This is a genomic window from Sphaerotilus sp., assembly GCF_031429695.1.
In the GTDB taxonomy this organism is placed as follows: domain Bacteria; phylum Pseudomonadota; class Gammaproteobacteria; order Burkholderiales; family Burkholderiaceae_C; genus Sphaerotilus.
Genome location: NZ_JANPAB010000030.1, coordinates 12,457 through 36,332, shown reverse-complemented (window position 1 = coordinate 36,332; position 23,876 = coordinate 12,457). Strand labels below are relative to the sequence as shown.

Genomic DNA, 23,876 nt, shown 5'->3' with positions numbered 1-23,876 from the left:
GTCATGGCTTCGGCTCGGCTTGCGGCAGCGTGATGCCAGGGAAGATCTTGATCACGGCCGAATCGTCCTCGCGCCCGAACCCGGCGGTGGACGCCTGCATGAATATCTGGTGCGCCGTCGCCGACAGCGGCAGCGGGAACTTGGTCGCCCGCGCCGTGTCGAGCACGAGGCCGAGATCCTTCACGAAGATGTCCACCGCCGACAGCGGCGTGTAGTCGGCAGCGAGCACATGCGCCATCCGGTTCTCGAACATCCAGCTGTTGCCCGCGCTGTTGGTGATCACCTCGTACAGCGCCGCGGCGTCCACCCCTTCGCGCAAGCCCAGCGCCATCGCCTCGGCCGCTGCGGCGATGTGAACCCCGGCGAGCAACTGGTTGATGATCTTCACCTTGCTGCCGTTGCCCGCCCGGTCGCCGAGCTTGTAGACCTTGGCCGCCATCGCGTCGAGCGCGCTGCCGACCTTGGCATAGGCGTCGGGCGAGCCGGAGGTCATCATCGTCATCTGGCCCGACGCGGCCTTGGCGGCACCACCGGAGATCGGTGCGTCCAGGTACAGCATGCCCAGTGCTGCCAGCCTGCCTTCCAGCGCGACGGACCAGTTCGGGTCCACGGTCGAGCACATGATGAACACGCTGCCCGGCCGCATCGCTGCCGCCGCGCCGCCATCGCCGAACAGCACCGACTCGGTCTGCGCGGCGTTGACCACCACGCTGACGACGACCTCGCAGTGCGCCGCGACCTCGGCCGGGCTGCTGCAGGCGATGCCGCCTTCCTCGGCGAAGGCTTGCGCGGCTTCAGGGCGCACATCGCAGACATGGACGCGGTAGCCGGCGCGGCGCAGCGAGGCGGCCATGCCTCGGCCCATCGCGCCCAGGCCGATCACACCGATGGGAAAGTCATTCATGGAAGGGTCTCCTGGAAAGGATGGGGTGGTAAATGTCACACAGGTCGCTGTGGTCTTTCAAGCCCACCCCGGTGAGCTGCAGTTGCCGCGCCGCTTGCACCAGCCACCACAGCTTGCGCGCCGCCTCCGCATGCTGCAGCCCTTCGGCGCGCACGTTCGACAGGCAGTTGCGCTCCGCATCCGTGCGGCCGACGCGCGGCGCATGGGTCAGGTAGACGCCCAGGCTGTCCGGCGAACTCAGCCCCGGCCGCTCGCCGATCAGCACCGCGACCATTGGCGCCGCCAGCCGCTGGCCGATGTCATCGCCCAGCGCCACGCGGGCCTGCGTGGCGATGACGACCGGGCCGAGTCGCCAGCCGTCCGGCCGCTGGCGGACCAGCGCTTCGATCAGCGGCACGGCCTGGCGCTGGACCGCTGCAGACGACAGCCCGTCGCCGACCACGAGCAGGAGGTCGGTCTCGGCTCCTGCTGGGCCGTGGGCGTCGAGCTGCACGGCGCTGTCTCGCTCCAGCCGGCGCCCGAGGTCCGGGCGCAGCAGGTAGGTGGCCCGGTCTGGCGCAGCGCTGCGAACGCGCAGCGTAGGCAGGCCGAGGGTTTCGATTTGCATGCACAGCGCGTCGGCGTCCAGCGGCAGGTGGACGGCGTCGCGGGCTTGCGCGTGGGCGGCGCCGAACGCCAGCAGCTCGCGCGTCGGCAGGCTCGATCCGGCGCGACCCAGTCCGACGCGGGCCGGTGTCAGCGCCCGCAGACAGGCCCAGGGGTCGGGCGTGGTGAGGGCGTTCGGGTCGCTCATCCGAGGTGTTCCATGTGCGCCATGTGCGTCAGCAAGGCATGGCCAGACGCGACGGGCAGCACCCGCCCCGCAGCGTCCGTGATGCCCATGCGCGCCAGCCACGCCTCGAACTCCGGTGCCCGTTTCAAGCCGAGCACCTCGCGCAGGTAGAGCGCGTCGTGGAACGAGGTGCTCTGGTAGTTGAGCATCACGTCGTCCGCGCCGGGCACGCCGATCAGGAAGGTGACGCCGGCCACGCCGAGCAGCGTCATCAGCGTGTCCATGTCGTCCGAGTCGGCCTCGGCGTGGTTGGTGTAGCAGACATCGCAGCCGATCGGCAGCCCCAGCAGCTTGCCGCAGAAATGGTCCTCCAGCCCGGCGCGGATGATCTGCCTGCCATCGAACAGGTACTCCGGCCCGATGAATCCGACCACGGTGTTGCAGATCAGCGGGTCGAAGGCGCGGGCAACGCCGTGGGCACGCGCTTCGCAGGTCTGCTGGTCCACGCCGTGGTGGGCGTTGGCCGACAGCGCCGAGCCCTGGCCGGTCTCGAAATACATCACGTTGTCGCCGAGGGTGCCGCGCTTCAGGCTGAGCGCGGCTTCCCGCGCCTCGCGCAGCAGGGCCAGGTCGATGCCGAAGCTGCGGTTGGCGGCCTCGGTGCCGGCGATGGACTGGAAGACCAGATCGACTGGCGCGCCGTGCTCGATGGCCTGGATCTGGTTCGTGACGTGGGTGAGCACGCAGGACTGCGTCGGGATCTCGAAGCGCTGGATCACCCCGTCCACCAGCCGCAGCAGGTCCGTCAGCGCCCTCTGCCCATCGCCCGCCGGGTTGATGCCGATCACTGCGTCGCCTGCGCCGTAGAGCAGGCCGTCGAGCATGGAGACGGCGATGGCGCGCGGGTCGTCGGTCGGGTGGTTGGGCTGCAGGCGCATCGCCATCCGACCGGGCAGGCCGAGGGTGTTGCGGAAGCGGGTGATGACGCGGCATTTGCGCGCCACGAGGATCAAATCCTGGTTGCGCATGAGCTTGCTCACCGCGGCGGCCATCTCCGGCGTGATGCCGCGGCGCACGCGGGCCAGCGTCACCTCGTCGGCGGCGTCGCCGAGCAACCAGTCGCGGAAGTCGCCCACGGTGAGGTGGGCGATCTCGGCGAAGGCGGCGGCGTCGTGGGTGTCGAGGATCAGCCGCGTGACCTCGTCGGTCTCGTAGGGGACCAACGCCTCGTTCAGGAAGGTCTTGAGCGGCAGGTCTGCCAGCGCCATGCGGGCGGCCATGCGCTCTTCGGCGGTGTGTGCGGCGACACCGGCCAGCACATCACCGGAGCGCAGCGGTGTGGCCCGCGCCATCAGGGTGACCAGATCGGCGAACTGCCAGACGTGGCCGCCGAGGGTGTGGGTGTAGGGCATGGCGCTCCAGGTCTGCTCCGCGGCGCTGCTCAAAGAAAGAGCATTCCAACAAAAGTCACACAGTGACAAGTACTTGGCGCATTCAACCACAGCTTGTCCCCAGGGTTATGCACAGGTGCGGGGGATAACCAAACCGTGTGCGTTGCCGTGCCGGACCAAGGGAAGATGGGGAGCCTGTGCCAGGGGCCGCCGCGGCTATGCTCCCGGGCATGACCCGCTCCACTGACCACCCGACCACCCTGCGTGTCCACCAGTACCTCGGCCTGCAGCCCGGGCCACGGCTCATCGTGCTCGGCGCGGTACACGGCAACGAGACCTGCGGCACGCAGGCGCTGCACAGCGTGATCGAGGCGCTGGACCGGGGCCATCTGACCCTGCTGCGCGGACAGCTCACGCTGGTGCCGGTCACCAACCCGCTGGCCTACCGCGGCCACGCCCGCGAAGGCGAGCGCAACCTCAACCGCAAGCTGGTGCCGCCCGCCATCCCGCAGGACTTCGAGGACCGGGTCGCCCGTGTGCTCTGTCCGTTGCTGCAGGCGCATGAGGTGCTGCTGGACCTGCACTCTTTCCACACCGCCGGCGCGCCGTTCGTGATGGTCGGGCCGCACGACAACCAGGGCCTGCTCGAACCTTTCGCCCACGCGCAGGCCGAAGCTGCGCTGGCCGCCGCACTGGGGCCAGCGCTGGTGGTGGAGGGCTGGCTGGAGACCTACGCGCACGGCGTCGAGCGGCGCCGCGCCCACCCCGTCACCGTGGCGCGGGCGGCCCCCGACCCCCAGTTCGGCGTCGGCACGACCGAGTACATGCGCGCCTGTGGCGGCTACGGCGTCACGCTCGAATGCGGTCAGCACGGTGATCCGCAGGCGCCGGTGGTGGCGCGGCTGGCCGTGTTGCGCACCTTGAGGTTGCTGGGCATGGTGGGCATGGCGGAGGAGATGCCGGAGGACGGCGAGGTGGGTGGGGGTGCCGCTCCTACACCGACGCCGCACACGGTCATGTGCCTGTTCGATGTGATCGACTGCGAGCACGCCGGCGACCACTTCAGCCGCGAGTGGGCGAGCTTCGATCCGGTGCGGGCGGGGGAGGTGCTGGGCCACCGGGACGACGGGCGCCCGGTGGTGTCCGAGGTCGATGGCTGGATCGTGTTCCCCAACCCGCGGGCGCAGGTCGGGCAGGAGTGGTTCTATCTGGCGCGGGCCAGCGATCGGGTGCTCTGACCGGCTCAGCGGATGGCCGCAGCCGCCTGTGCCGCCCCCGGCACGCCCTTCGCCTCGGCATACCCGAGATAACGCCGCGCACCGACCAGATCCCGGCGCAGGCCCGCACCGCTGGCCAGGCGCCGGCCCAGCTCGAAGCAGGCGCTGGCGTGGCCGAGGTCCGCGGCCTGCTGCAAGGTGGCCAGCCCCGCTTGCAGACCGCCCACGCGCGCTGAAAACGCCGGGGTGAGCTGAACCAGGGCGAGGGTGTAGAGCGCCTCGGGTTGCTGGGGGTCCGGCAGGGCTTCGAGCGCGCTGGCCGCCGCCTGCAGTTTGGGTGCCGAACGGCTGTTCAGCCACAGCGTGGCCCTCGCTTGGGCGATCACCGTGGCACTGGCGAGCGGGGGCTCGTTGGCCAGGCCCTCCAGCAGGCGCTCCGCTGCGCGCGGGTCGGGGGTCACGCCGTCCGTACCCAGCAGCAATTGCCAGGCGCGGACCAGCCGGGCGCGCGGGTCGGACGGCGTCTGCTCGGCGGCTTGGGCGAGCGCAGTGGCGGCGGGATAGTGCCGCAGCCGATAGTCCTTGCCTTCGCTGACCAGCCAGGCGTCCAGCTGCTGCGCCAGTGCGGAGGCCGCCTGGGCCTGCTCCGTGTGCTGGCGAACCAGGGGCAGGCGTGTCATGCCGCCCGCGCTCGCCAGCGCCACCAGCACGGCCGCGGCCAGCGACTTGAGCTGCCAGTGCCGCAGAGCGGTCGACTGCCGCAGGGGGCGCAGCAGGCGGTCGCCATGCGGAATCTGCAGTGACCGTGCCAGACCACGGCGGGCCTGCCAGTCGGCGATCGTCCAGGCGACAACGCCCGTGCCGACCGCCAGGGCTGTTGCGGACGCCAGTTCCACGCGCGGGCTGCCCAGCACCACGGCCAGCGCGGCGACCACCCCGATGCCGGTGAGGCAGAACAGCCGCGGTCGCCAGACCTGCTGCAACCACAGGCGCTCGATTGCGCGCTGGGCCGCTTGACGTGCGCGTATCTGGTAGGCCTCGTCGACCATGCCGGGGTGCAGCCGCGCGATTTCGGACAAGGCGGTGCGCGCTGCAATGTCGCGGTTCAGCGGTGACTGCAGGAAACGCTGCAGCGCCTCGCCCAGGTGGCGCCCGCTGCCGGCCGTGTTTTTCTCCAGCGTGGTGAGGTCGTGCGCGAGCAGCACGGCGGCGATCTGCTGGTGGTCGACGATGTCCAGCGCCGGGCCGAGCGCAATGAATTGCATCGGCTGTCCCGCCACCTGCAGCCGGGCTTGCCGCACTGGCAGTTTCAGGCGCTGCACGGCCTGCACCGCGAGAGGCGCCGTCGTGTAGCGCACCTGTTCGAGCGTGCAGGATTCGTTCAGGGTGGGGATGTCCCGACAGCGCGCCGCGATGGCCTCGGCGACGGCGGGATCGGGGTGGTGCAGCTCCAGAAGGTCCTCGACTTCGAGCCGCTCGCGCAGACGGCCCCACCGGTGGTGCCAGCCGGTGGCGTTGCAGTCCGGGCAGTCCAGCTCCTGTTGACCCGCGCAGTCGGGGCAGACGATGCGGCCGGAGGCCGCGCAGCGGGCGCAGTCCTGCTCTCCCTGCCTGGCGCAGGCGGTGCAGTTCAGCCAGCCCTGGCTGCAGGCGGCGCACGGCACCAGTGTCTCGGTCTCGGCGGGCACTTCAGCCGTGTCGACCGCCGCGGGTGGTGTTGTCGCCTTGACCAGACCTCGCCCGTCACAGGCGCCGCAGGCCAGGCGACCTAGACCCCGGCATTGGCGACACGCGCAGCGTCGGCGGCCCTGGCAATCCGGGCAAGTCTGCTCGCCGCTGCCGACACACGCGCTGCAGGCGAGCCGGCCGCGCTGCGCGCAGGTGGTACAGCCCCACTCGGTGCCAAGGGTCTCGTTCAGATGGCTGCTGAACAGCGCGCCGCCAGACAGCAGGCGCCGGTAACGGCCGGGCTCCTCGGTGGCCCAGTGCTGGATCCTGGCCGTGGCGCCCGACTCGGCAGTGGCCAGGCGCTGCTGCAGCTCCGTGTTCATCGCCGCGACATCCGGGCGCACGGCGATGCCGGCTGGCAGGCGGCCGCTGTGGCTGGCGCATTCGATGTCCAGATCGACGCGCTGGCGCGTGGTGACGATCAGCTCGGCGCTGCTGTCGTGGTCCGGTGCCAGCTCCTTGAGATCCGTGCCCTTGAAGCGGGTGATTGGCGCAAGCTGCGCGCCGATCACCTCGGCAACGCGCCGCCGCCGTCCTGCTTCCTGCCCCCGCACACTCGACATCCAAAACCTCTACCCGTGTTCGCCATCTGACCCATGAATGGAAAGATTACACAACAAAGGCGCGGACCCGGGCCGAAGTGATTCAGTGTGACATCGGCGAACGGCTGCGAAACCAGGTGAGATAGAACAGCCGGTAGAGCAGCCGCAGCGGACGCCCGTCTAGCGCCATGGGCGGACGCGGGCAGCTGCGCGGCGCATCCGTGACCGGCAGCGTCTTGACGTGGCTGACGACGTGCAGGCCCAGTTCCGTGGTGGATTCTCCCAGGCGCGCGTAGCCGTGGCATTCGTACAGATTGAGTGCGGCGACGTTCAAGGTGAGGCACTGCAGACCGACGCGCTGGCACCGCCAGTCCCGGCAGATCGAATCGAGGTGTTCCACCATCCGGTGTGCCAGGCCGCGCTGTCGATACCGTTCGTCCACCGCCAGCATGTTCACCCACAGCGTGCCGGTGTCCCGGCGTGGCTGCGCGTGCAGGAAGCCGACCACCTTGTCTCCCAGGCGGGCGACGCGGAAATACGGCAACTGGTGGCAGAGCCAATAGCCCAGGTTCTGCTCGGTCTCCAGCGGGAAGTTCCGGGCGACCATCTCGCAGATGCTGTACCAGTCGCGCAGCCCGGCGGGCTCGATCACGACCTGCTCGGCCAGCGACCGTGAGGCCTGTGCGGAAAGCGGGTGGACGGGGGCCATGGCTGGCGCTGGCCGGTCGGGCATCTCCAGCGGGTGTGTGGTGTCGGACAGCAGCATGGTGGTTGTGAAAATAGTGGCAGGATTCAAACCTGACTGATGCTATCCAAATCGGTACCTGTGGGTACACCGCGGGTGAGGGGGCGCTGGCGGAAGATGCAGCAAGATCTCCTGGTCCCGTGTGGAACTACCGCGCGGGACCCGGCGGCTGTTCTGCCGTCGCCGTGTCGCTACGATGGCAACCCCATGCCCAGTACCCTCGCCACCCCGGTTCACAGCGAAGTCATCCTCAAGAAGAGCCGTTTCATTGGCTGTGTGCAACCTGTGGCCAACCGCGCAGCGGCGCAGGCGGTGGTCGATGCGCTCTGGCAGGCCCACCCGGGTGCACGCCATGTCTGCTGGGCACTGATGGCGGGTGGGCAGTCGGCGGCCGTCGATGATGGAGAGCCGGGCGGTACGGCAGGGCGGCCGATGCTGGAGGTGCTGCGTCACCAGGACCTGGAGGGTGTGCTGGCCACCGTGGTGCGCTACTTCGGTGGGGTGAAATTGGGCGCTGGTGGGCTGGTGCGGGCCTATACCGACACGGTGGCGCAGGCGCTGCTGGGCGCCGCCAAGGTGCCGCTGCAGCGCATGGGCGCGCTGGGTTGCGAGGTGCCCTATGCGCTGGAAGGACTGGTGCGGCGTGAGTTGGCGGTGGCGGGTGCGGTGCTGGGTGCGGTGCGCCATGGCAGCCAGGTTGAATTCGATTTCAGCCTGCCCCAGGTCGATGTACCGCGCTTCGTGGTTCGGCTCTCCAATGTCACCCAGGGCCGGATCGGTTGGCGCAAGGAGACGATCGCCGAATGAACTGCATCTGATGCCTTGCTGTTACGCACTGGTACACCTGACCATAAGAATGTATAAAGAGTGAAATAAATCACCAATCGGAGGGTGCAGTGTATGAAGAATCCTGTCTTGAAGACGTCGCCAGTCGGTGGCGGCGTGAAAGGCTTTCGATGAGCCGCCCCGCACTTCTGTCCGACCTGCCGCCACGGGAGGCGCCGCCCCAGCCCGTTGGACCGGATGGTCAGTTCGACCCGCAGGCATGGACCTGCTCGGTCTGCGGCAAGGTGCGTGCGCGCGAGTTGCTGCACAGCAAGGCGATCCTGGGCCGGCAGCAACTTGTTTGCGCGCCGTCCTGTCTCGGCGCGGAACGACGCGCCAACGCCCGCTGACGCAATCAAGAGGCGTCTTCCGCGCGCCGCCGCCGCTCTGCCAGTCGCCACTCGGAGAAACCCTCGGTCCATTTGCCCCTCGTCGATAGAATCCGCCGGTTGTCTTTCCGGTTGTTGCAGCTTCGGGCGCCATGTCGTCTGTTGCTGCAGACCGGTCCTGCTGTTCATCCAGAGTGACGAGTGTTCCGATGCCGAGTCCCAACCGTTCTTCCAGCCCGACGCCGTCCTTCCTGCGCCGCCTGTCGATGGCGTTCAGCGTGCTGTTCAGTGGCGAGCTGGCGCGGCGTTGCCTCGCGGCTGACGAGCCCTTGGTCGCTGCGCCAGCCGCTGCGCCTGCACCGGTCCCCGTGGCCCCGTCGCCGCAGGTCATCACCTTGAAGGAGGCGACGCCTGACGCCGCGCTGCAGTTGCTTGGCCTGTTCCAGCGCGAAGCCCGTCTGATCGATTTTGTTCAGGAAGACCTGACCAGCCACGCCGACGCCGATGTCGGCGCCGCGGCCCGCCTCGTCCACGAAGGCTGTCGCAAGGTGCTGGCCGCCCATTTCACGCTGGTCCCTGTGCGCACCGAAGAAGAAGGCCGCCGCATCACGCTGCCCGCCGGCTTTGATGCCAGCGCGGTCCGCATGACCGGCAACGTCGTCGGCCATGCCCCGTTCACTGGCACGCTCAGCCACCGCGGCTGGCGTGTCACCGAGGTGCGGCTGCCGCAGCGCGCCGAACACCACGACGCGTCCATCCTCGCGCAGGCCGAGGTCGAGCTGTGAGCGCCGGCCCCCGCTACAGCCTGGGCATCGACCTGGGCACCACGCACTGCGCGCTCGCCTGGGTCGATCTGGCGACCAGCGACGGGGATGAGACGGTCCACGGCGTGCTGTCGGTGCCGCAGGTGACGGCGCCGGGCACGGTCGACTCCCGCGACCTGCTGCCGTCCTTTCTGTACCTGCCGCATGGCGACGAACTCGCCGCGGGCGACCTGAGCCTGCCGTGGGGCGAGGAGCGGGGCGGCTCGGTCGGCACGCTGGCCCGCCAGCGCGGCGCCACCACGCCGATCCGCCTCGTGTCGAGCGCCAAGAGCTGGCTGTGCCACCCAGGTGTCGATCGACGTGGCGCCCTCCTGCCTGCCGACGCACCGTCCGAGATCGCCCGGGTGTCGCCGCTGGAGGCCTCGCGGCGCTACCTGGCGCATCTGCGGGAAGCCTGGAACCACGCGCATCCGGAGGCGCCGTTCGACGCGCAGACCGTCACCGTGACGATCCCAGCGTCGTTCGACCCCGCCGCCCGCGAGCTGACCGCCGAGGCCGCCCGCGCCGCGGGTTACGGCGCGATCACGCTGCTGGAAGAGCCGCAGTCGGCGCTGTATAGCTGGATCCAGAACAGCCAAGGTGGATGGCGCAAGGCGGTCAAGCCGGGTGACGTGATCCTGGTGGTGGACGTCGGTGGCGGCACGAGTGATTTCTCGCTGATGGCGGTGCTGGAGCGCGATGGCACTCTGGAGCTGACCCGCGTGGCGGTCGGTGACCACATCCTGCTTGGCGGCGACAACATGGATCTCGCGCTGGCGCACACGGTGGCGCGCAAGCTCGCCGTCGAGGGCAAGGCGCTCGATCCGTGGCAGATGCGGGCGCTGACGCTGGCCTGCCGCGCTGCCAAGGAAGTGCTGCTGTCCGACCCGGACGCGCTGACGCAACCGCTCGTCGTGCCAAGCCGCGGCTCCAGACTGATCGGCGGCTCGATCCGCACCGAGCTGACCCGAGCCGAGGTCAGCGCGGTCATCCTGGAGGGGTTTTTCCCGCAGGTGCGGTCGTCGGCGCGGCCAGTGCAGAAACCGCGCATCGGCCTGACGCAGCTCGGCTTGCCGTATGCGCAGGACGCCGCGATCAGCCGCCACCTCGCTGCGTTCCTGGGACGGCAGGTCGGCGCACTGGCGGAACTGGACGGCCTCGCGTTGCCTCAACCGGCGGAGGCCACGTTCCTGCACCCGACCGCCGTGCTGTTCAACGGTGGCGTCTTCCGCGCTGGGCCGCTGGCGCAGCGCACGCTGGACACGCTCAACGCCTGGCTCGCCGAAGAAGGCGCGCCTGCTGCGCGCCAGCTCGACGGTGCCGACCTCGATCTGGCCGTGGCGCGTGGCGCGGCGTATTACGGCCACGTGCGGCGCGGGCGCGGCGTGCGGATCCGGGGCGGCACGGCACAGGCGTATTACGTCACGGTCGAATCGTCGATGCCGGCCGTGCCCGGTATGGAAGCGCCCATGCAGGCGCTGTGCGTCGCACCGTTCGGCATGGAGGAGGGCAGCGACGTCGCGCTCGACGCGCAGCCGTTCGGACTGGTGATCGGCACACCGGTGCAGTTCCGTTTCCTCGGCTCGTCCGTGCGGCGCCAGGATGTGGCGGGCACACTGCTCGACGTCTGGTCGCCCGACGAACTCCACGACATCGGCGAGATCCAGGCCACGCTGCCCGCTCAGGGCCGCACGCCGGGCGAGGTCGTCGCGGTGACGCTGCATGCGGGCGTCACCGAGGCCGGCACGCTCGAACTCGCCGCCGTCCCGATCGGTGGCACCGAGCGCTGGAAGGTCGAGTTTGACATGCGGGGCCAGTCCTCGGCCGGTTGATGGCGGGCCAGCGCCAGGGTCTGGGTCTGTACCTCGTCGGCATCGACCTCGGCACCACCCACACCGTGGTGGCCAGCGCTGGCGCGGGCGGCACCGAGATCACGTTGTTCGACATCGCCCAGTGGACGGCACCCGGTGAGTGGTCGGCCCGCCCGCTGCTGCCCTCCGTGCGCTACCACCCGGCACCGGGCGAGCTGCCGGACCACACGGCTGCATCCGCTCCCATCGTCGGCCACCTCGCTCGCCAACTTGGCGCGCAGGTGCCCGGCCGGCTGGTCAGCAGCGCCAAGAGCTGGCTGTCGCACCCGAACGCCGACCGGCTCGCGCCCATCCTGCCGTGGGGTGCGGACGACAGCGCCGGCAAGGTCTCGCCGGTCGAAGCCAGTGCGTCCTACCTCGCCCACGTCCGCTCAGCCTGGAACCGTGAACACCCCGACGCGCCGCTCGAAGCGCAGACCGTCGTGCTCACCGTGCCGGCATCGTTCGACGAGGCGGCCCGGGCGTTGACGCTGCAGGCCGCGCGGCTGGCGGGTCTGCCGACGCTGACACTCGTCGAGGAGCCGCAGGCCGCGTTTCAGGACTGGCTGTTCCGCCACCGCGAGACGCTGGCCGTGGCGCTGGACGGTGTGCGGCGCGTGCTGGTGTGTGACGTGGGCGGCGGGACGACCGACTTTTCGCTGATTGACGTGGGACCGCCAGACCGGCCGGGCGGTTTGCCGAGCCTGCGCCGCAGCGCCGTCGGCCAGCACCTGATGCTGGGCGGTGACAACATGGACCTGGCGCTTGCGCACCTCGTCGAGCGGCGCATGGCCGAGGCGGCGTGCGGCAATGCTGTGCGCTTGTCGAGCGTCCGGCTGTCGCAGTTGATCGCCCGCTGCCGTGTTGCCAAGGAGCAGTTGCTCGCCGCGGACGCTCCCGAGCAGGCCACGGTGACACTGCTCGGCGGTGGCACTCAGCTGATCGGGCGGGCGCAGTCGGCGGTGCTGCAGCGTGACGAGGTCCGGACGCTGCTGGTTGATGGCTTCTTCCCGCGTGTCGGGCGCCACGAGACCGTGCGGCGGGCGCGGGGTGGCCTGGTCGAGTTCGGTCTGCCGTATGCCAGCGACGCGGCCATCACGCGCCAGCTCGCCAGCTTTCTGCAGCACCATCTGGCACCGGGCGAGTTGCTGCCGGACGCGGTGCTGCTCAACGGCGGTGTGTTCCGCGCCGACGCGTTGGCCGAGCGGCTGATGCAGACGCTGGCCGACTGGCGTGGCGGCGATGCGCCGCGCCTGCTGCACAACGACAACCCGGACGTGGCGGTCGCCCGTGGCGCCGTGGCGCACGCGCTGGCGCGGCAGGGACGGGCGCCGCGCATCGGCGGCGGGGCGGCGCGCAGCGTGTTCCTGTTGCTGGACGAGGCGACCGTTGATGAGGCCACCCCGGTCCGTGCCGTGTGCCTGTTGCCCCGCGGCAGCGAGCCAGGCCGCACGCTGGCGCTGGCCGAACGCACCTTCTCGCTGCGCCTGGGCCAGCCCGTGCGCTTCCATCTGGCGACCTCGACGACCGAGACCGGCGCGCCGCCCGCTGCAGGCGAGGTGCGCATGCTCGCTGCCGATGCGCTGCACGCCCTGCCGCCCATCGCCACGGTCATCCCTTCGACCTGCGCTGCGGCGGGCCGCCGCGACCTGCCCGTCCGGCTGGACGCCACGCTCGCTGAAGTCGGCACGCTCGACGTGCGCTGCGTCAGTGTCGAGAACCCGGCGCAGCACTGGCAGCTCGAATTCCAGCTCCGCTCCGTGGTGGGTGCGGCAGGTAGCACGACTGTTCTTGCATCGGTGCAGACGGACGCACAGATCGCCCCACGGCTGCCCGAGGCGATCGCGCTGCTCGACCGCGTTTTCGGCGCCAAGACTCAGAAGCTGTTGCCCAAGGAAATCAAGGGCCTGCGCGTGCAGCTTGACCACCTGCTCGGCGACCGGGACCGCTGGTCCCGCCCGCTGGCGCGCCGGCTGTTCGACGTGCTGTGGCAGCGCGCCCGCGGCCGCCGGCGTTCCGCCGACCACGAGCGGCTCTGGCTCAACTTGACCGGCTGGTGCCTGCGGCCGGGTTTTGGCGATCCGCTGGACGCGTGGCGGGTGGAGCAGGTCTGGACGATCTTCGACGCTGGCGCTGAACACCGCACCGATCCGCAGGTCGCCGCGCAGTGGTGGACGCTGTGGCGGCGGGTGGCAGGCGGTCTGCCCGAGGCGGCGCAGCTGCGGCTGCTCGACGATTTCGGCTACAACCTGCAAGCAGCGGAACACCCCGGTGCGCCGCTGCCGCCCAAGCCGCCAGGCCTCGTCAAGGGTGGCCACGACGACATGGTCCACCTGGTCGCTGCGCTGGAGCGCATCCCGCCCGAACACAAGGCCGAGGTCGGCGACTGGCTGCTGCAGCCCTTCACCGTGGGCGGTGCCGCCGTCGCCCAAGCCACTCCCGAGCGCGACGGGCTGCGCCTGTGGGCGCTCGGCCGCCTCGGTGTCCGCCAGCCCTTCCACGGCAGCGCCCACAGCGTCGTGCCGGCAGAGATCGCGGCGCGCTGGATAGACGCGCTGCTCGCGCTCGACTGGAAGCGCCAGCGCATGGCCGCCTTCGCCGCAGCCCAACTCGCCTGCATGACCGGCGACCGCGTGCGCGACCTTGATCCAGACCGCCGTGCGCAGGTGCTGGCGCGGCTGGCTGGCTGCGGCGCGGCGCCGAGCTGGTCGGCGATGGTGCGCGAGGTGGTGCAGCGCGATGCAGCGGATGAGCGGGCACTGTTCGGGGAGTCGTTGCCGGCGGGGTTGGTCCTGGTGGAGTAGCTCTGCGACCCACACAGCCCCTGGCAGCGCTGCACTTTGCGCACGGCAAGGTCTAAAAACTGCAATTTAAATACTAACGGCAAAGCATTAGTTTAATCGGAAAGAAAACCATCAAGCTCCACCCACCCTAGGAACCTCCACAAGTGAGCCCCCCGGCAAGCCGGAGGTCTAGAAAAAAAAACTTGGCAGCCGATCAGGTCGTTGCGTCGAACGAAGCAGACAGGATCACCAGCCCTTCATCAAGCAGGGCATCGGACGCCGTCAATGGAACCAGGATCCGAATCACATTGCCATAGACGCCGCACGACAGCAGCACGAGCCCACGCCGAGCAGCTTCCGTGACCACACGTTTCACCCGGTCCGCGTCCGGCTGGTGCACATCACCGCCCTTGAACAGCTCGACCGCCACCATGGCCCCGAGGCCGCGCACGTCGCCGATCGTGGCGTGGCGGGTCGCGATTTCGCGCAGACCGTTCATCAGGCGCTCGCCGACCACGCGACCACGCTCCATCAGTCCGCCGGTGTCGAAAATGTCCATCACCGCCAGCGCCGCAGCACATGCCAGCGGACTGCCCGCGTAGGTGCCGCCCAGGCCGCCCGGTGCGGCGGCATCCATCACCTCGGCCCGGCCAATCACCGCCGACAACGGGAACCCGCCCGCGAGCGATTTCGCCATCGTGATGATGTCCGGCGCCACACCCGCCTGCGCGAACCACTGGTCACACGTCAGCCAGGTGCCCGTGCGGCCTGCGCCGGTCTGCACCTCGTCGGCGATCAGCAGGATGCCGTGCTGGTCGCACAAGGCCCGGAGCGCCTGCACGAACTCGATCGGCGCGACGTAGAAGCCGCCTTCGCCTTGCACCGGCTCGATGATGATCGCCGCGACCCGCAAGGCTTCCACGTCGTACTTGAACAGCGCCTCGATCGACGCCATCGCGTCCGCCACGCTCACACCGTGCAGCGCACAGGGAAACTTGGCGTGGTAAACCTCGGCAGGGAAGGGGCCGAAGCCGACCTTGTACGGCGCGACCTTGCCCGTCAGCGCCATGCCCATCATCGTGCGGCCGTGGAACCCACCACCGAACGCGATCACGGCCGAACGCTTCGTGTAGGCCCGGGCGACCTTCACGGCGTTCTCCACCGCCTCGGCGCCCGTGGTCATGAAAAAGCTCTTCTTCGGAAAGTTCCCCGGCGCCATCGCGTTCAGCCGCTCGGCCAGCTCGACATACGACTCGTAGGCCAACACCTGGAAGCAGGTGTGCGTCGCACGGTCGAGCTGCGCCTTGACCGCCTCGATCACGGCGGGGTGGCGATGCCCGGTGTTCAGCACGGCGATGCCCCCGGCGAAGTCGATCAGCCGCCGTCCCTCGACATCCCAGACCTCGGCGTTTTCTGCCCGATCGACGAACATTTCATGCGCTTGCCCCAGCCCGGCGGGCAGAGCGGCGCGGCGGCGGGCCATCAGGGCGGCGTTGGTGCGGGCGGGATCGTGTGGCATTCGAGGCTCCGGAACATGCGGGTCGCAACGCTACTCTAGTCAGTTCCCCCTGCGAGTGCAGCACCCCTGCACACTCCTATAATCGAAAGTTTTGCTGCATCAAGCACTTAGAGTCGAAAGCACCGGAATGAAAGCCTCAGAGATTCGCGCCACCTTCCTGAACTTCTTCGAGTCCAAGGGGCACCAGATCGTGGCCTCGTCACCGGTCGTGCCGGGCGACGATCCGACGCTGCTGTTCACCAACGCGGGCATGAACCAGTTCAAGGACGTGTTCCTGGGCTTCGACAAGCGCCCGTACAGCCGTGCCACTACCAGCCAGAAGTGCATCCGCGCCGGCGGCAAGCACAACGATCTCGACAACGTCGGCTACACCGCGCGCCACCACACGTTCTTCGAGATGCTGGGCAACTTCAGCTTCGGCGACTACTTCAAGCACGACGCGATCAGCTACGCCTGGGAGCTGCTGACCGAGCGCTTCAAGCTGCCGAAGGACAAGCTCTGGGTCACCGTCTACTCGGAGGACGACGAGGCTTACGACATCTGGAACAAGGTCGTCGGTGTACCGGCCGAGCGCATCGTCCGGATCGGTGACAACAAGGGCGGACGCTACCTGTCCGACAACTTCTGGATGATGGGCGACACCGGCCCGTGCGGACCCTGCACCGAGATTTTCTTTGACCACGGGGAAGACGTGGCGGGCGGTCCTCCGGGCAGCCCGAACGAAGACGGTGACCGCTACATCGAGATCTGGAACAACGTCTTCATGCAGTACAACCGCACCGAAAACGGTGTGATGCACAAGCTGCCCAAGCCCTCGGTGGACACCGGCATGGGCCTGGAGCGCATCACCGCGGTGCTGCAGCACGTGCATTCGAACTACGAGATCGACCTGTTCGTCGCGCTGCTGGCCGCCGCCAAGAGCGCGGTGGATTTCGCTGCAGGCGTGACCGATGGCAGCGCTGGCTGCGATGCGAGCAGCCCGAGCCTGAAGGTCATCGCCGACCACATCCGCGCCTGCGCGTTCACGGTGGCCGATGGCGTCATCCCGGGCAACGCCGGCCGCGGCTTCGTGCTGCGCCGCATTGCTCGCCGCGCCATCCGCCACGGCTACAAGCTCGGCGCCCGTGCCCCGTTCTTCCACACGCTGGTGCATCCGCTGGCCGTGCAGATGGGCGAGGCCTACCCGGAACTGCGCCAGAACGCCGACCGCATCTTCAGCGTGCTGAAGCAGGAGGAAGAGCGGTTCTTCCAGACCATCGCCAACGGCATGGAAATCCTGGACAGCGCGCTGGCCGCGGTCGAGGCATCGGGTGCGAAGCAGATCGATGGTGACACCGCCTTCAAGCTGCACGACACCTACGGCTTCCCGGTGGACCTGACCGCCGACGTGTGCCGTGAGCGTGGCGTGACGGTGGACCAAGCGGGTTTCGAGGCTGCGATGAACCGCCAGCGCGACCAGGCCCGCGCCGCCGGCAAGTTCAAGATGGCGGCCGGCCTGTCGTACAGCGGCGTGCCGACCGCGTTCCACGGCTACGAACACCTCGCCTGCGAAACGTCCAAGGTCGTTGCGGTCTATGTGGACGGCAGCCAGGTCGAGCAGGCAGACGCTGGCGATGACGCCGTGATCGTGCTCGATCACACCCCGTTCTACGCCGAAAGCGGCGGCCAAGCCGGTGACACGGGCGAGCTGCGCAACGGCACGACCCGTGTGGTCGTCGAAGACACGTTCAAGATCCAGGCCGATGTGTTCGGCCACCACGGCCGCATCGCCGAAGGCGCGGTCAAGGTCGGCGACACGTTCGCCGCCAAGGTGGACGCCGAGCTGCGCGTGAAGATCGTGCGCAACCACAGCGCGACCCATCTGATGCACAAGGCGCTGCGCGAAGTGCTCGGCACGCATGTGCAGCAGAAGGGCTCGCAGGTCACGGCCGACCGCACCCGTTTCGACTTTGCGCACAACGCCCCGATGACCGACGCGGAAATCCGGCAAGTCGAGGTGCTCGTCAACGCCGAAATCCTCGCCAACGCTGCCGCCAACGCCGAGGTGATGGCGCTCGACGACGCACAGAAATCCGGCGCGATGATGCTGTTCGGCGAGAAGTACGGCGAGACCGTGCGCGTGCAGACCATCGGCTCCAGCAAGGAACTCTGCGGCGGTGTGCATGTGCGGCGCACGGGCGACATCGGCGTGTTCAAGATCGTGGCCGAGTCGGGTGTCGCGGCCGGCATCCGCCGGGTCGAGGCGGTGACGGGCGACAACGCGCTGGCCTATCTGCAGAGCCTGGAAACCACGGTGAACAATGTGGCAGGTGCGCTCAAGGCGGCGCCGAGCGAGGTCACGGCCCGCATCGGCAGCCTGCAGGACCAGCTGCGCGCGCTGGAGAAGGAAGTCATTGCGCTCAAGGGCAAGCTGGCGTCGAACCAAGGTGACGCGCTGGTCGCGCAGGCCATCGACCTGAATGGACTGAAGGTGCTGGCCGCTGTACTCGAAGGTGCGGACGCGGCCACGCTGCGCACGACGATGGACCAGCTCAAGAACAAGCTGAAGACGGCGGCGATCGTGCTGGCGGCGGTCGATGGCAACAAGGTGCAGATCGCGGCCGGCGTCACCGCCGACTCGATTGGCAAGGTCAAGGCCGGCGAGCTGGTCAACTTCGTGGCGCAGCAGGTCGGAGGCAAGGGCGGTGGCAAGCCAGACATGGCGATGGCCGGCGGTACCGAGGCGAGCAAGCTGGCAGGTGCGCTGGCGAGCGTGCGCGGCTGGGTGGCGGAGCGGGTCTGAGGCATGACTGAAGCGCCTGACACCGAAGAAGTCGATCCCTTTGCGCCGATCCAGTCACCGCGCCTGTGGCGCGACGAGGTCTGGACCGCCCGCGTCATGAAGAACGAGGACGACGAGGGCTGGGCCGTGGCGATGACCCGCCACGGCGAATCCGAGCCGGCACTGGTTGCCCCGTGGACCATGGGCCGCGACAAGAAGAACCCGAAACCGCTGGACATGGCGGCGTTCAACACCTGGGTGAAGACGGCCTCGGAGGTGTTGCGCCGCCACGAGCAGCAGCTCCACGCGATGCTGCACAAGAGCGCCTACGTCTCGACGGACAACGGCCGGGTGCTGGTGACGCTGGACGTCGTGCCGGACGAGTTCGAACCGAACGCGACGCTGAGCGCTTTTGATGCCGATGGGGGCGAGCTGGCCAAGGTCCGCGTTTCGCCAGCGTTCAAGCTCAATGGGGCTTCGGCGCTGGCTTGGGTCGAGGCGAAATTTTCTCCGCCTGCGTCAGGCCGCTGATCGGCCAGTGAGCGCCTAGTTCCAGCGCGAAAGCGTGGGGAATGAAGCGCTCGAAGCCGGCGCCGGGGTAGTTGGTCAGCTCGCCCACATAGAGCCGGCCGCCGACGACGTAGCAGTCCACCCGCAGGAACTCGAAACAGCACGCCAGTTGCAGCGTGATGTCGACCATCTCGGCGAGGCAGTCCGGGCGCGTGTCCGGTGCATGGTTCTCCAGCGACAGCCGGGCGGGCAGCAACCGCCAGTCCGTGTCGTACAGATTGCGCGTGTGGTGGCAGAAACGGCCGCGGTCCACCTGGATGAAGCGCACCGCGCCGCCGATCACATACAGCTTGTAGTCCGCCGGTACGCCACCGTGTTCATCCATCAGCAGGGTCTCGGCGATGATCTTGCCGTGCAGTCGGTCGTAGCACCATTCGCGGTTCATGCGGCTGTATTCGGTGTCCAGCCAGCGCTGCAACGTCAGGCGGGTCTGGCACAGGTTGACCTTCTCGCCCGATCGCAGAAACAACACCTGGCCGCTGCCCACCGTCGGCTTGAGCACGCACGGGCGAGGCAAGGTCTCGATCGGAATGCTGGCAACAGCTGGCCACAGGCCCAGCGCTGGCACGAGGTACCGTGGGCCGATGGTGCGCGCCACATGCTCGCGGGTGAGTGCCTTGTCGGCGGCGATGTGCAGCAGCGGCGAGCGGCAACGCAGCATGTAGGCCTGGATGTGCTCGTTGACCGTGCGGGGATGGTCGTAGTCCGGCCATTCGCCGAAGTACAGGCGATAGCCGATGGTCAGGTACCGCCGGTCGGACAGCCACGCACCGAAGCGCCGCGCCAGCAGCAGGTCGGGTCGGCGGATGCCCAGCAGGCGCGACACCAGATGCCGTATCCGGGACGGCAAGCGGACCGGAGCAGGGGACAGCATCGTGGGCATCAGGCCAGGTGGGTACGAAGTTGTCGGAACCAGCGCCGGATGCGGCTGGAGGTATTCGAAATGGCCATCCGGGTCGCCCACGACGTCGGCACCAGCAGTACAGCCAGCAGCCAGAGCTGGGCGGCGCGGCGCTCGTGCCAGGTGTAGCCGGGGCAGGCGGCGAGCGAGTCGGCCTGCATCCGCATCAGCGAGGCGAGGGTGTCGCCTGGATAGGGATGACGCTCCGGCTCGGTGCGCAGGGACAGGGCACGGCTGCGCAGGTTCCACGGCGCGTGCAGTGGCGGGCTGGCCATGTCGATGCCGTCCTGGCGCGCCAGCAGCGCCAGCGTCGTGGCGCGGCGGTGCGCTTCGATGCGCAGCATGTCGCCATGGCGGGCGGAGATGTTGCCGAAGCAGCCGCGCGCGCGGTTCGCCGACGAGTGGATGCGGTAGGAACCCAGCGGGCGCGGCGCGCTGACAATGCGGCCGTTGAAGGCACTCAGCAGGAACGGCGGAGTGTCGGCTGCACGGCGCCAGGCGGGCTCGTCCAGCGGAAAGTAGCGCTCGATCGCGGAGCGCCGGTAGAGGTTTCCGCTGGACGGCGGGCCGCCATAGGTGCCGAAGCGCTCGATCAATGGTCGTACGTCACCATCGTGCAGCAGGTAGGGAATCTGGCGTCCCATGGGGCTGCCATCCTGCGTGATGCACTGCAACTGGAACTGGATCTTGGCGACCCCCTCGGCCATCAACGGCAGGCAGGTGGCCAGCGCGTCCGGCTCCAGCAGGTCATCGGAATCCAGGAACAGCACCCACTCGCCTGTGCTGAGCGCCAGTCCGGCGTTCATGGCGGAGGCTTGGCCACGGTTCTCCTGGCTGTGCCAGGTCTGGATGCGTGATCCGTAGCGCGCCATCACCTCCCTGGACCCATCGGTGGAAGCGTCATCGCAGACGATCACCTCGACTTCTGCGTCCAGCGCCGAACCGGATTGGGCGAGTGCGCTGTCGATCGCGGCACCGAGGTAGCGGGCGTAATTGAAGTTGTTGATGAGGATGGAGATGCGCATACCAAAAACCAGTAGTTACACAAGGATACTGTTTTGGTCTGCGCAGGGTGCTCCCGCGTCTCGGGCACAGGGGGGCGCCTGAACGAAGGGGTTCAGGTGCCGGCGCTGTCATCCGGATACAGCCCGCGGCCACGTGCGAAGAGCCGGGTCAAGCCCAGCAACACATCGATCTGCGGCGTCGGCAACTGGACACGCTGGCCGATTTCCCGCACAGCGGTGACGATGGCGTCCAGCTCGATCGGGCGTCCCGCCTCGACGTCCTGGAGCATCGAGGTCTTGAACGCGCCGAGCCTGGCGGTGATCAGGTGCCGGTCTTCGGGGCGTTGTGCGATGTGGCAGCCAATGCGTTCGCCGATCAGTGCCGCTTCGGCCATCGCGTCGGTGCAGAACTGGCGGGTCAGCGGGTCGGCCAGCACGCGGTCGATGGTGGCGCCAGTCAGGGCCGAGATGGGATTCATCGTCAGATTGCCCCAGAGCTTGTACCAGATGTCCGCCCGCACATCAGCCGAGTGCGTGACCTCGAACCCCGCCGCGCCAAGCAGCTCCGCGACCCATGCCGACCGCTCGGAGTGCCCGCCGAGTGGTTCACCGACGATCAGCCCTTGCCCCATGCGGTGCTGGACCAGACCCGGTTCGGGTGAGGCCGTGCTGGCGTGCACGACGCAACCCAGCACGCGGTACAGCGGAATCGCCTCCCGGATGGCACCGCCCGGATCGACGCTGTCCAGCGGTGCATCGCCTAGCTCAGTCTGGCCTTCGATGAACCACCATGGCACGCCGTTCATGGCGGGCAGCACGACCGTTTCAGGCCCGAGCAGCGGGCTGATCTGGCGGGCGACCTGGGACAGTGCAGGCCCCTTGACGGCGATGATGACCAGGTCTTGAACGCCGAGGTCGGATGCGTGCTCCGACGCAGCCGCCACGGGTGCCTGCACCACCGAATCCCCCTGGCGCAAGCGCCATCCGTGGGACCGCAGCGCGTCCAGCGTGGCACCGCGGGCCATGGCGCTCACGGTGGTCTGGCCGGCAGCGGCCAGCCGGGTGCCAATGAAACCGCCGATCGAACCGGCGCCGATGATGCAGATGTTCTTCATGTCAACCCCAGTCAACTCACGATGTAGGCGGCCGCCCCGGTGGCGATCAGCACACCCTCGTCATTGTGCAGACGCATCTGTGTCGAGCCGACCCGTCCGCCCAGCCGTGTCACCTCGGCAGTGGCGATGAAGTGCTTGCCGATGCCCTGACGCAGGTAGTCGATGCGCAGGTCGATCGTGCCCATGCGGCCGAAGCGGTGCAGGACCTGGTCGGTGGACTCGTCGGGATGCTTTTCACCGATGGCGGTGGTGAGAGCGAAGCCACCCATCGCGTCGAGCGCGGCGGAGATCACGCCACCGTGCAGGCGGCCGTACAGGAAATGGCCGACCAGCTCGGGGCGCATCTCGAATCGCAGACGCGGTGTGGCCGGGTCGAGCGATTCGATCTTCAGCCCGAGCACGGTGTTGAAGGTGATGCGCTGCTCCCAGAGTTCGGTGATGGCCTGGTGGAAGCGGGCTTGTTCTTCGGCGCTGCGGCGCCGGGAAGGCAGGGCGTGAGAGGTGTGGATCATGGTGCCCGGGATGGTAGCGGGCAGAGGGTCTGCGCTATCGTCACATGCATGACGTTCCCCGCTCGACTTGCACCACCGGATCGCCTGGACCGGCTCGACGCCCTGCGCGGCCTGGCGATGGTCTGGATGACCGTGTTCCATTTCAGTTTCGACCTGAACCAGTTCCACCTGATTCCGCACCAGAATTTCTACGCCGATCCGCTCTGGACGCTGCAGCGCATGGCCATCGTCACCCTGTTCCTGAGCTGTGTCGGGCTGTCGCAGGCGGTCGCGCAGACGCAAGGGGTGGAGGACGGTCGGTTCTGGCGCCGATGGATGCGGGTGGCGGGCTGCGCGGTGCTGGTGAGCGTGGGGTCGGTGGTGATGTTTCCGCAAAGCTGGATCAGCTTTGGTGTGCTGCACGCGGTGGCGGTGATGCTGCTGGTCGTGCGCTTCGTGCGGCTACCGGCTTGGGGCTGGCTGCTGGTAGGGGCGGCTGCACTCGGGCTGTCGCAGTGGGTGGCGCATCCGGTGTTCGACACGCGCTGGACCAACTGGGTGGGGCTGGTGACCCGCAAGCCGATCACGGAGGACTATGTGCCGCTGCTACCGTGGCTGGGGGTGGTCGCCCAGGGGCTGGCGGTGGGCCACTGGCTGCTGACACACCGCCCGGTGGTGTTGCAGGGCCGCCTGCCGGCGGGACTGCAGCCGCTGGCGCGGCTCGGGCGGTGGTCGCTGAGTTATTACATGCTGCACCAGCCGGTGTTGATCGGCGTGGTGCTGGCCTGGACTTACTGCGCGCCGAACTTGTAGTCGGTCTTGGCCTTGGCCTTCAGGTCTTCGCGGAACTTGTTCATCTTGGCCTGTTGCAGGCGCTGCGAGAGCTGGGGCTTGACCTCTTCCATGCTCGGGAAGGTGGCGGTACGCGAGTCTTCGAGCAGGATGATGTGGTAGCCGAACTGGCTCTTCACCGCGGTTTCGGTGAACTTGCCCTTGTCGAGCTTCACCATGGCCTGCGAGAACTCGGGGACGAAGTTGCCTGGGGCGGCCCAGTCCAGGTCACCGCCGTTCGGTGCCGAACCCGGATCCTTGGAGTTGGCCTTGGCCAGGTCCTCGAACTTGGCGCCGGCCTTGAGCTGGGCGATCAGGGCCTTGGCCTCGTCTTCCTTCTCGACCAGGATGTGGCGCGCGCGGTATTCGCTGCCGCCCGTGGTGCCCTTGAGCTTGTCGTACTCGGTCTTCAGTTCGGCGTCGGAGACAGCGTTCTTCTTCTGGAAGTCGTTGAACAGCTCGCGGATCAGCAGGCTCTGGCGGGCCACGTCCATCTGGCTGCGGTATTCCTCGCTGCGCTGCAGGCCGCGGGTTTCGGCTTCCTGCACAAAGATTTCGCGCAGCACGAGTTCGTCCTTGACCTGCTGTTCCAGCTCCGGCGTGCGGGGCTGGTTGCCTTGCTTGGTGACCTGGGTCATGAACGATTCGAAGCGCGCCTTGGGCACCGCCTTGCCGTTGACGATGGCGATGTTCTGGGCCGAGGCCAGCGCCGGCAGCAAGGCAGCCGCGAGGGCGACGGCGGACATGGCGAACGAGAGCTTCTTCATGGAATAAGGGACCTTTTAGCGTCAGTGG

20 protein-coding genes are annotated in these 23,876 nt (G+C 68.4%); 9 read left to right on the top strand and 11 right to left on the bottom strand.

Features of this window, described 5'->3' with window-relative positions; all coding sequences use genetic code 11:
- Position 1: 1 nt before the first annotated feature.
- From ltnD to RMP06_RS05785, 3 genes are read right to left on the bottom strand one after another with little or no spacing between them, the layout of a single operon-like run.
- Entirely contained in the window at positions 2-904 is a 903-nt protein-coding gene (ltnD, locus tag RMP06_RS05795) for an L-threonate dehydrogenase (RefSeq protein ID WP_310460825.1), read from the bottom strand.
- Positions 897-1,697, bottom strand: coding sequence for an ethanolamine ammonia-lyase subunit EutC (eutC, locus tag RMP06_RS05790; RefSeq protein ID WP_310460824.1), 801 nt, complete (start codon positions 1,695-1,697; stop codon positions 897-899). The genes ltnD and eutC overlap by 8 nt, the downstream gene beginning before the upstream one ends.
- Positions 1,694-3,088 carry an ethanolamine ammonia-lyase subunit EutB gene (locus RMP06_RS05785; protein ID WP_310460823.1) on the bottom strand — a complete coding sequence of 465 codons (1,395 nt, stop codon included), beginning with the start codon at positions 3,086-3,088 and terminating at the stop codon, positions 1,694-1,696. The genes eutC and RMP06_RS05785 overlap by 4 nt, the downstream gene beginning before the upstream one ends.
- Before the next feature lie 209 nt (positions 3,089-3,297).
- Between RMP06_RS05785 and RMP06_RS05780 the strand changes: the two genes are divergently transcribed.
- Entirely contained in the window at positions 3,298-4,305 is a 1,008-nt protein-coding gene (locus RMP06_RS05780) for a M14 family metallopeptidase (RefSeq protein ID WP_310460822.1), read from the top strand.
- Positions 4,306-4,310: 5 nt separating this feature from the next.
- Here the strand turns inward: RMP06_RS05780 and RMP06_RS05775 are convergent, their stop codons facing one another.
- Both RMP06_RS05775 and RMP06_RS05770 read right to left on the bottom strand, forming a co-directional pair.
- Positions 4,311-6,575, bottom strand: a complete 2,265-nt coding sequence (locus RMP06_RS05775; protein WP_310460821.1) for an SEL1-like repeat protein — start codon at positions 6,573-6,575, stop codon at positions 4,311-4,313.
- 82 nt (positions 6,576-6,657) lie between these two features.
- Positions 6,658-7,320: a GNAT family N-acetyltransferase gene (locus tag RMP06_RS05770; protein WP_310460820.1), complete on the bottom strand. Its 663-nt coding sequence runs from the start codon at positions 7,318-7,320 to the stop codon at positions 6,658-6,660.
- A gap of 186 nt (positions 7,321-7,506) precedes the next feature.
- On the opposite strand from RMP06_RS05770, the gene RMP06_RS05765 reads away from it, so the two are divergent.
- From RMP06_RS05765 to RMP06_RS05745, 5 genes are all read left to right on the top strand, one after another.
- Positions 7,507-8,106: an IMPACT family protein gene (locus RMP06_RS05765; protein ID WP_310460819.1), complete on the top strand. Its 600-nt coding sequence runs from the start codon at positions 7,507-7,509 to the stop codon at positions 8,104-8,106.
- A 149-nt stretch (positions 8,107-8,255) separates the two neighbouring features.
- Positions 8,256-8,474 (top strand): hypothetical protein, encoded by a 219-nt coding sequence (locus tag RMP06_RS05760; RefSeq protein WP_310460818.1) that lies wholly within the window; start codon positions 8,256-8,258, stop codon positions 8,472-8,474.
- A 188-nt stretch (positions 8,475-8,662) separates the two neighbouring features.
- Positions 8,663-9,238: a DUF2760 domain-containing protein gene (locus tag RMP06_RS05755; RefSeq protein WP_310460817.1), complete on the top strand. Its 576-nt coding sequence runs from the start codon at positions 8,663-8,665 to the stop codon at positions 9,236-9,238.
- Positions 9,235-11,088: an Hsp70 family protein gene (locus RMP06_RS05750; RefSeq protein ID WP_310460816.1), complete on the top strand. Its 1,854-nt coding sequence runs from the start codon at positions 9,235-9,237 to the stop codon at positions 11,086-11,088. The genes RMP06_RS05755 and RMP06_RS05750 overlap by 4 nt, the downstream gene beginning before the upstream one ends.
- Complete coding sequence (locus tag RMP06_RS05745) at positions 11,088-13,910, top strand: Hsp70 family protein (protein WP_310460815.1); 2,823 nt, start codon at positions 11,088-11,090, stop codon at positions 13,908-13,910. The genes RMP06_RS05750 and RMP06_RS05745 overlap by 1 nt, the downstream gene beginning before the upstream one ends.
- 193 nt (positions 13,911-14,103) lie before the next feature.
- On the opposite strand, the gene gabT is transcribed toward RMP06_RS05745, so the two are convergent.
- Positions 14,104-15,408 (bottom strand): 4-aminobutyrate--2-oxoglutarate transaminase, encoded by a 1,305-nt coding sequence (gene gabT / locus RMP06_RS05740; RefSeq protein WP_310460814.1) that lies wholly within the window; start codon positions 15,406-15,408, stop codon positions 14,104-14,106.
- A gap of 127 nt (positions 15,409-15,535) precedes the next feature.
- Between gabT and alaS the strand changes: the two genes are divergently transcribed.
- Both alaS and RMP06_RS05730 read left to right on the top strand, forming a co-directional pair.
- Positions 15,536-18,190 carry an alanine--tRNA ligase gene (gene alaS, locus RMP06_RS05735; RefSeq protein WP_310460813.1) on the top strand — a complete coding sequence of 885 codons (2,655 nt, stop codon included), beginning with the start codon at positions 15,536-15,538 and terminating at the stop codon, positions 18,188-18,190.
- Positions 18,191-18,193: 3 nt separating this feature from the next.
- Positions 18,194-18,700: a hypothetical protein gene (locus RMP06_RS05730; protein WP_310460812.1), complete on the top strand. Its 507-nt coding sequence runs from the start codon at positions 18,194-18,196 to the stop codon at positions 18,698-18,700.
- Here RMP06_RS05730 and RMP06_RS05725 read toward each other — a convergent pair.
- From RMP06_RS05725 to RMP06_RS05710, 4 genes are all read right to left on the bottom strand, one after another.
- Positions 18,636-19,622 carry an ATP-grasp fold amidoligase family protein gene (locus RMP06_RS05725; protein WP_310460811.1) on the bottom strand — a complete coding sequence of 329 codons (987 nt, stop codon included), beginning with the start codon at positions 19,620-19,622 and terminating at the stop codon, positions 18,636-18,638. The two genes, RMP06_RS05730 and RMP06_RS05725, sit on opposite strands and share 65 nt — an antisense overlap.
- Positions 19,622-20,665 carry a glycosyltransferase family 2 protein gene (locus RMP06_RS05720; RefSeq protein WP_310460810.1) on the bottom strand — a complete coding sequence of 348 codons (1,044 nt, stop codon included), beginning with the start codon at positions 20,663-20,665 and terminating at the stop codon, positions 19,622-19,624. Before RMP06_RS05720 ends, RMP06_RS05725 begins: the two co-directional genes overlap by 1 nt.
- A 92-nt stretch (positions 20,666-20,757) precedes the next feature.
- Positions 20,758-21,759: a 2-dehydropantoate 2-reductase gene (locus RMP06_RS05715; RefSeq protein WP_310460809.1), complete on the bottom strand. Its 1,002-nt coding sequence runs from the start codon at positions 21,757-21,759 to the stop codon at positions 20,758-20,760.
- 11 nt (positions 21,760-21,770) lie between these two features.
- Complete coding sequence (locus RMP06_RS05710) at positions 21,771-22,271, bottom strand: thioesterase family protein (protein ID WP_310460808.1); 501 nt, start codon at positions 22,269-22,271, stop codon at positions 21,771-21,773.
- A gap of 48 nt (positions 22,272-22,319) precedes the next feature.
- Between RMP06_RS05710 and RMP06_RS05705 the strand changes: the two genes are divergently transcribed.
- Positions 22,320-23,063, top strand: a complete 744-nt coding sequence (locus RMP06_RS05705) for a heparan-alpha-glucosaminide N-acetyltransferase (protein WP_310460807.1) — start codon at positions 22,320-22,322, stop codon at positions 23,061-23,063.
- Here the strand turns inward: RMP06_RS05705 and RMP06_RS05700 are convergent.
- A complete protein-coding gene (locus RMP06_RS05700) occupies positions 23,042-23,848 on the bottom strand; it encodes a peptidylprolyl isomerase (RefSeq protein ID WP_310460806.1) in 807 nt (268 codons plus the stop codon). The two genes, RMP06_RS05705 and RMP06_RS05700, sit on opposite strands and share 22 nt — an antisense overlap.
- Positions 23,849-23,876: the final 28 nt, after the last annotated feature.

Excerpts from the sequence above, each read along its gene's own strand:
- ltnD (WP_310460825.1), bottom strand. The coding sequence starts at position 904 with ATGAATGACTTTCCCATCGGTGTGATCGGCCTGGGCGCGATGGGCCGA.
- RMP06_RS05715 (WP_310460809.1), bottom strand. The coding sequence starts at position 21,759 with ATGAAGAACATCTGCATCATCGGCGCCGGTTCGATCGGCGGTTTCATT.
- RMP06_RS05705 (WP_310460807.1), top strand. The coding sequence starts at position 22,320 with ATGACGTTCCCCGCTCGACTTGCACCACCGGATCGCCTGGACCGGCTC.
- RMP06_RS05710 (WP_310460808.1), bottom strand. The coding sequence starts at position 22,271 with ATGATCCACACCTCTCACGCCCTGCCTTCCCGGCGCCGCAGCGCCGAA.
- RMP06_RS05725 (WP_310460811.1), bottom strand. The coding sequence starts at position 19,622 with ATGCCCACGATGCTGTCCCCTGCTCCGGTCCGCTTGCCGTCCCGGATA.
- RMP06_RS05775 (WP_310460821.1), bottom strand. The coding sequence starts at position 6,575 with ATGTCGAGTGTGCGGGGGCAGGAAGCAGGACGGCGGCGGCGCGTTGCC.
- RMP06_RS05755 (WP_310460817.1), top strand. The coding sequence starts at position 8,663 with ATGCCGAGTCCCAACCGTTCTTCCAGCCCGACGCCGTCCTTCCTGCGC.
- gabT (WP_310460814.1), bottom strand. The coding sequence starts at position 15,408 with ATGCCACACGATCCCGCCCGCACCAACGCCGCCCTGATGGCCCGCCGC.
- alaS (WP_310460813.1), top strand. The coding sequence starts at position 15,536 with ATGAAAGCCTCAGAGATTCGCGCCACCTTCCTGAACTTCTTCGAGTCC.
- RMP06_RS05765 (WP_310460819.1), top strand. The coding sequence starts at position 7,507 with ATGCCCAGTACCCTCGCCACCCCGGTTCACAGCGAAGTCATCCTCAAG.
- RMP06_RS05700 (WP_310460806.1), bottom strand. The coding sequence starts at position 23,848 with ATGAAGAAGCTCTCGTTCGCCATGTCCGCCGTCGCCCTCGCGGCTGCC.
- RMP06_RS05730 (WP_310460812.1), top strand. The coding sequence starts at position 18,194 with ATGACTGAAGCGCCTGACACCGAAGAAGTCGATCCCTTTGCGCCGATC.
- RMP06_RS05785 (WP_310460823.1), bottom strand. The coding sequence starts at position 3,088 with ATGCCCTACACCCACACCCTCGGCGGCCACGTCTGGCAGTTCGCCGAT.
- RMP06_RS05720 (WP_310460810.1), bottom strand. The coding sequence starts at position 20,665 with ATGCGCATCTCCATCCTCATCAACAACTTCAATTACGCCCGCTACCTC.
- RMP06_RS05780 (WP_310460822.1), top strand. The coding sequence starts at position 3,298 with ATGACCCGCTCCACTGACCACCCGACCACCCTGCGTGTCCACCAGTAC.
- RMP06_RS05770 (WP_310460820.1), bottom strand. The coding sequence starts at position 7,320 with ATGCTGCTGTCCGACACCACACACCCGCTGGAGATGCCCGACCGGCCA.
- RMP06_RS05760 (WP_310460818.1), top strand. The coding sequence starts at position 8,256 with ATGAGCCGCCCCGCACTTCTGTCCGACCTGCCGCCACGGGAGGCGCCG.
- eutC (WP_310460824.1), bottom strand. The coding sequence starts at position 1,697 with ATGAGCGACCCGAACGCCCTCACCACGCCCGACCCCTGGGCCTGTCTG.
- RMP06_RS05745 (WP_310460815.1), top strand. The coding sequence starts at position 11,088 with ATGGCGGGCCAGCGCCAGGGTCTGGGTCTGTACCTCGTCGGCATCGAC.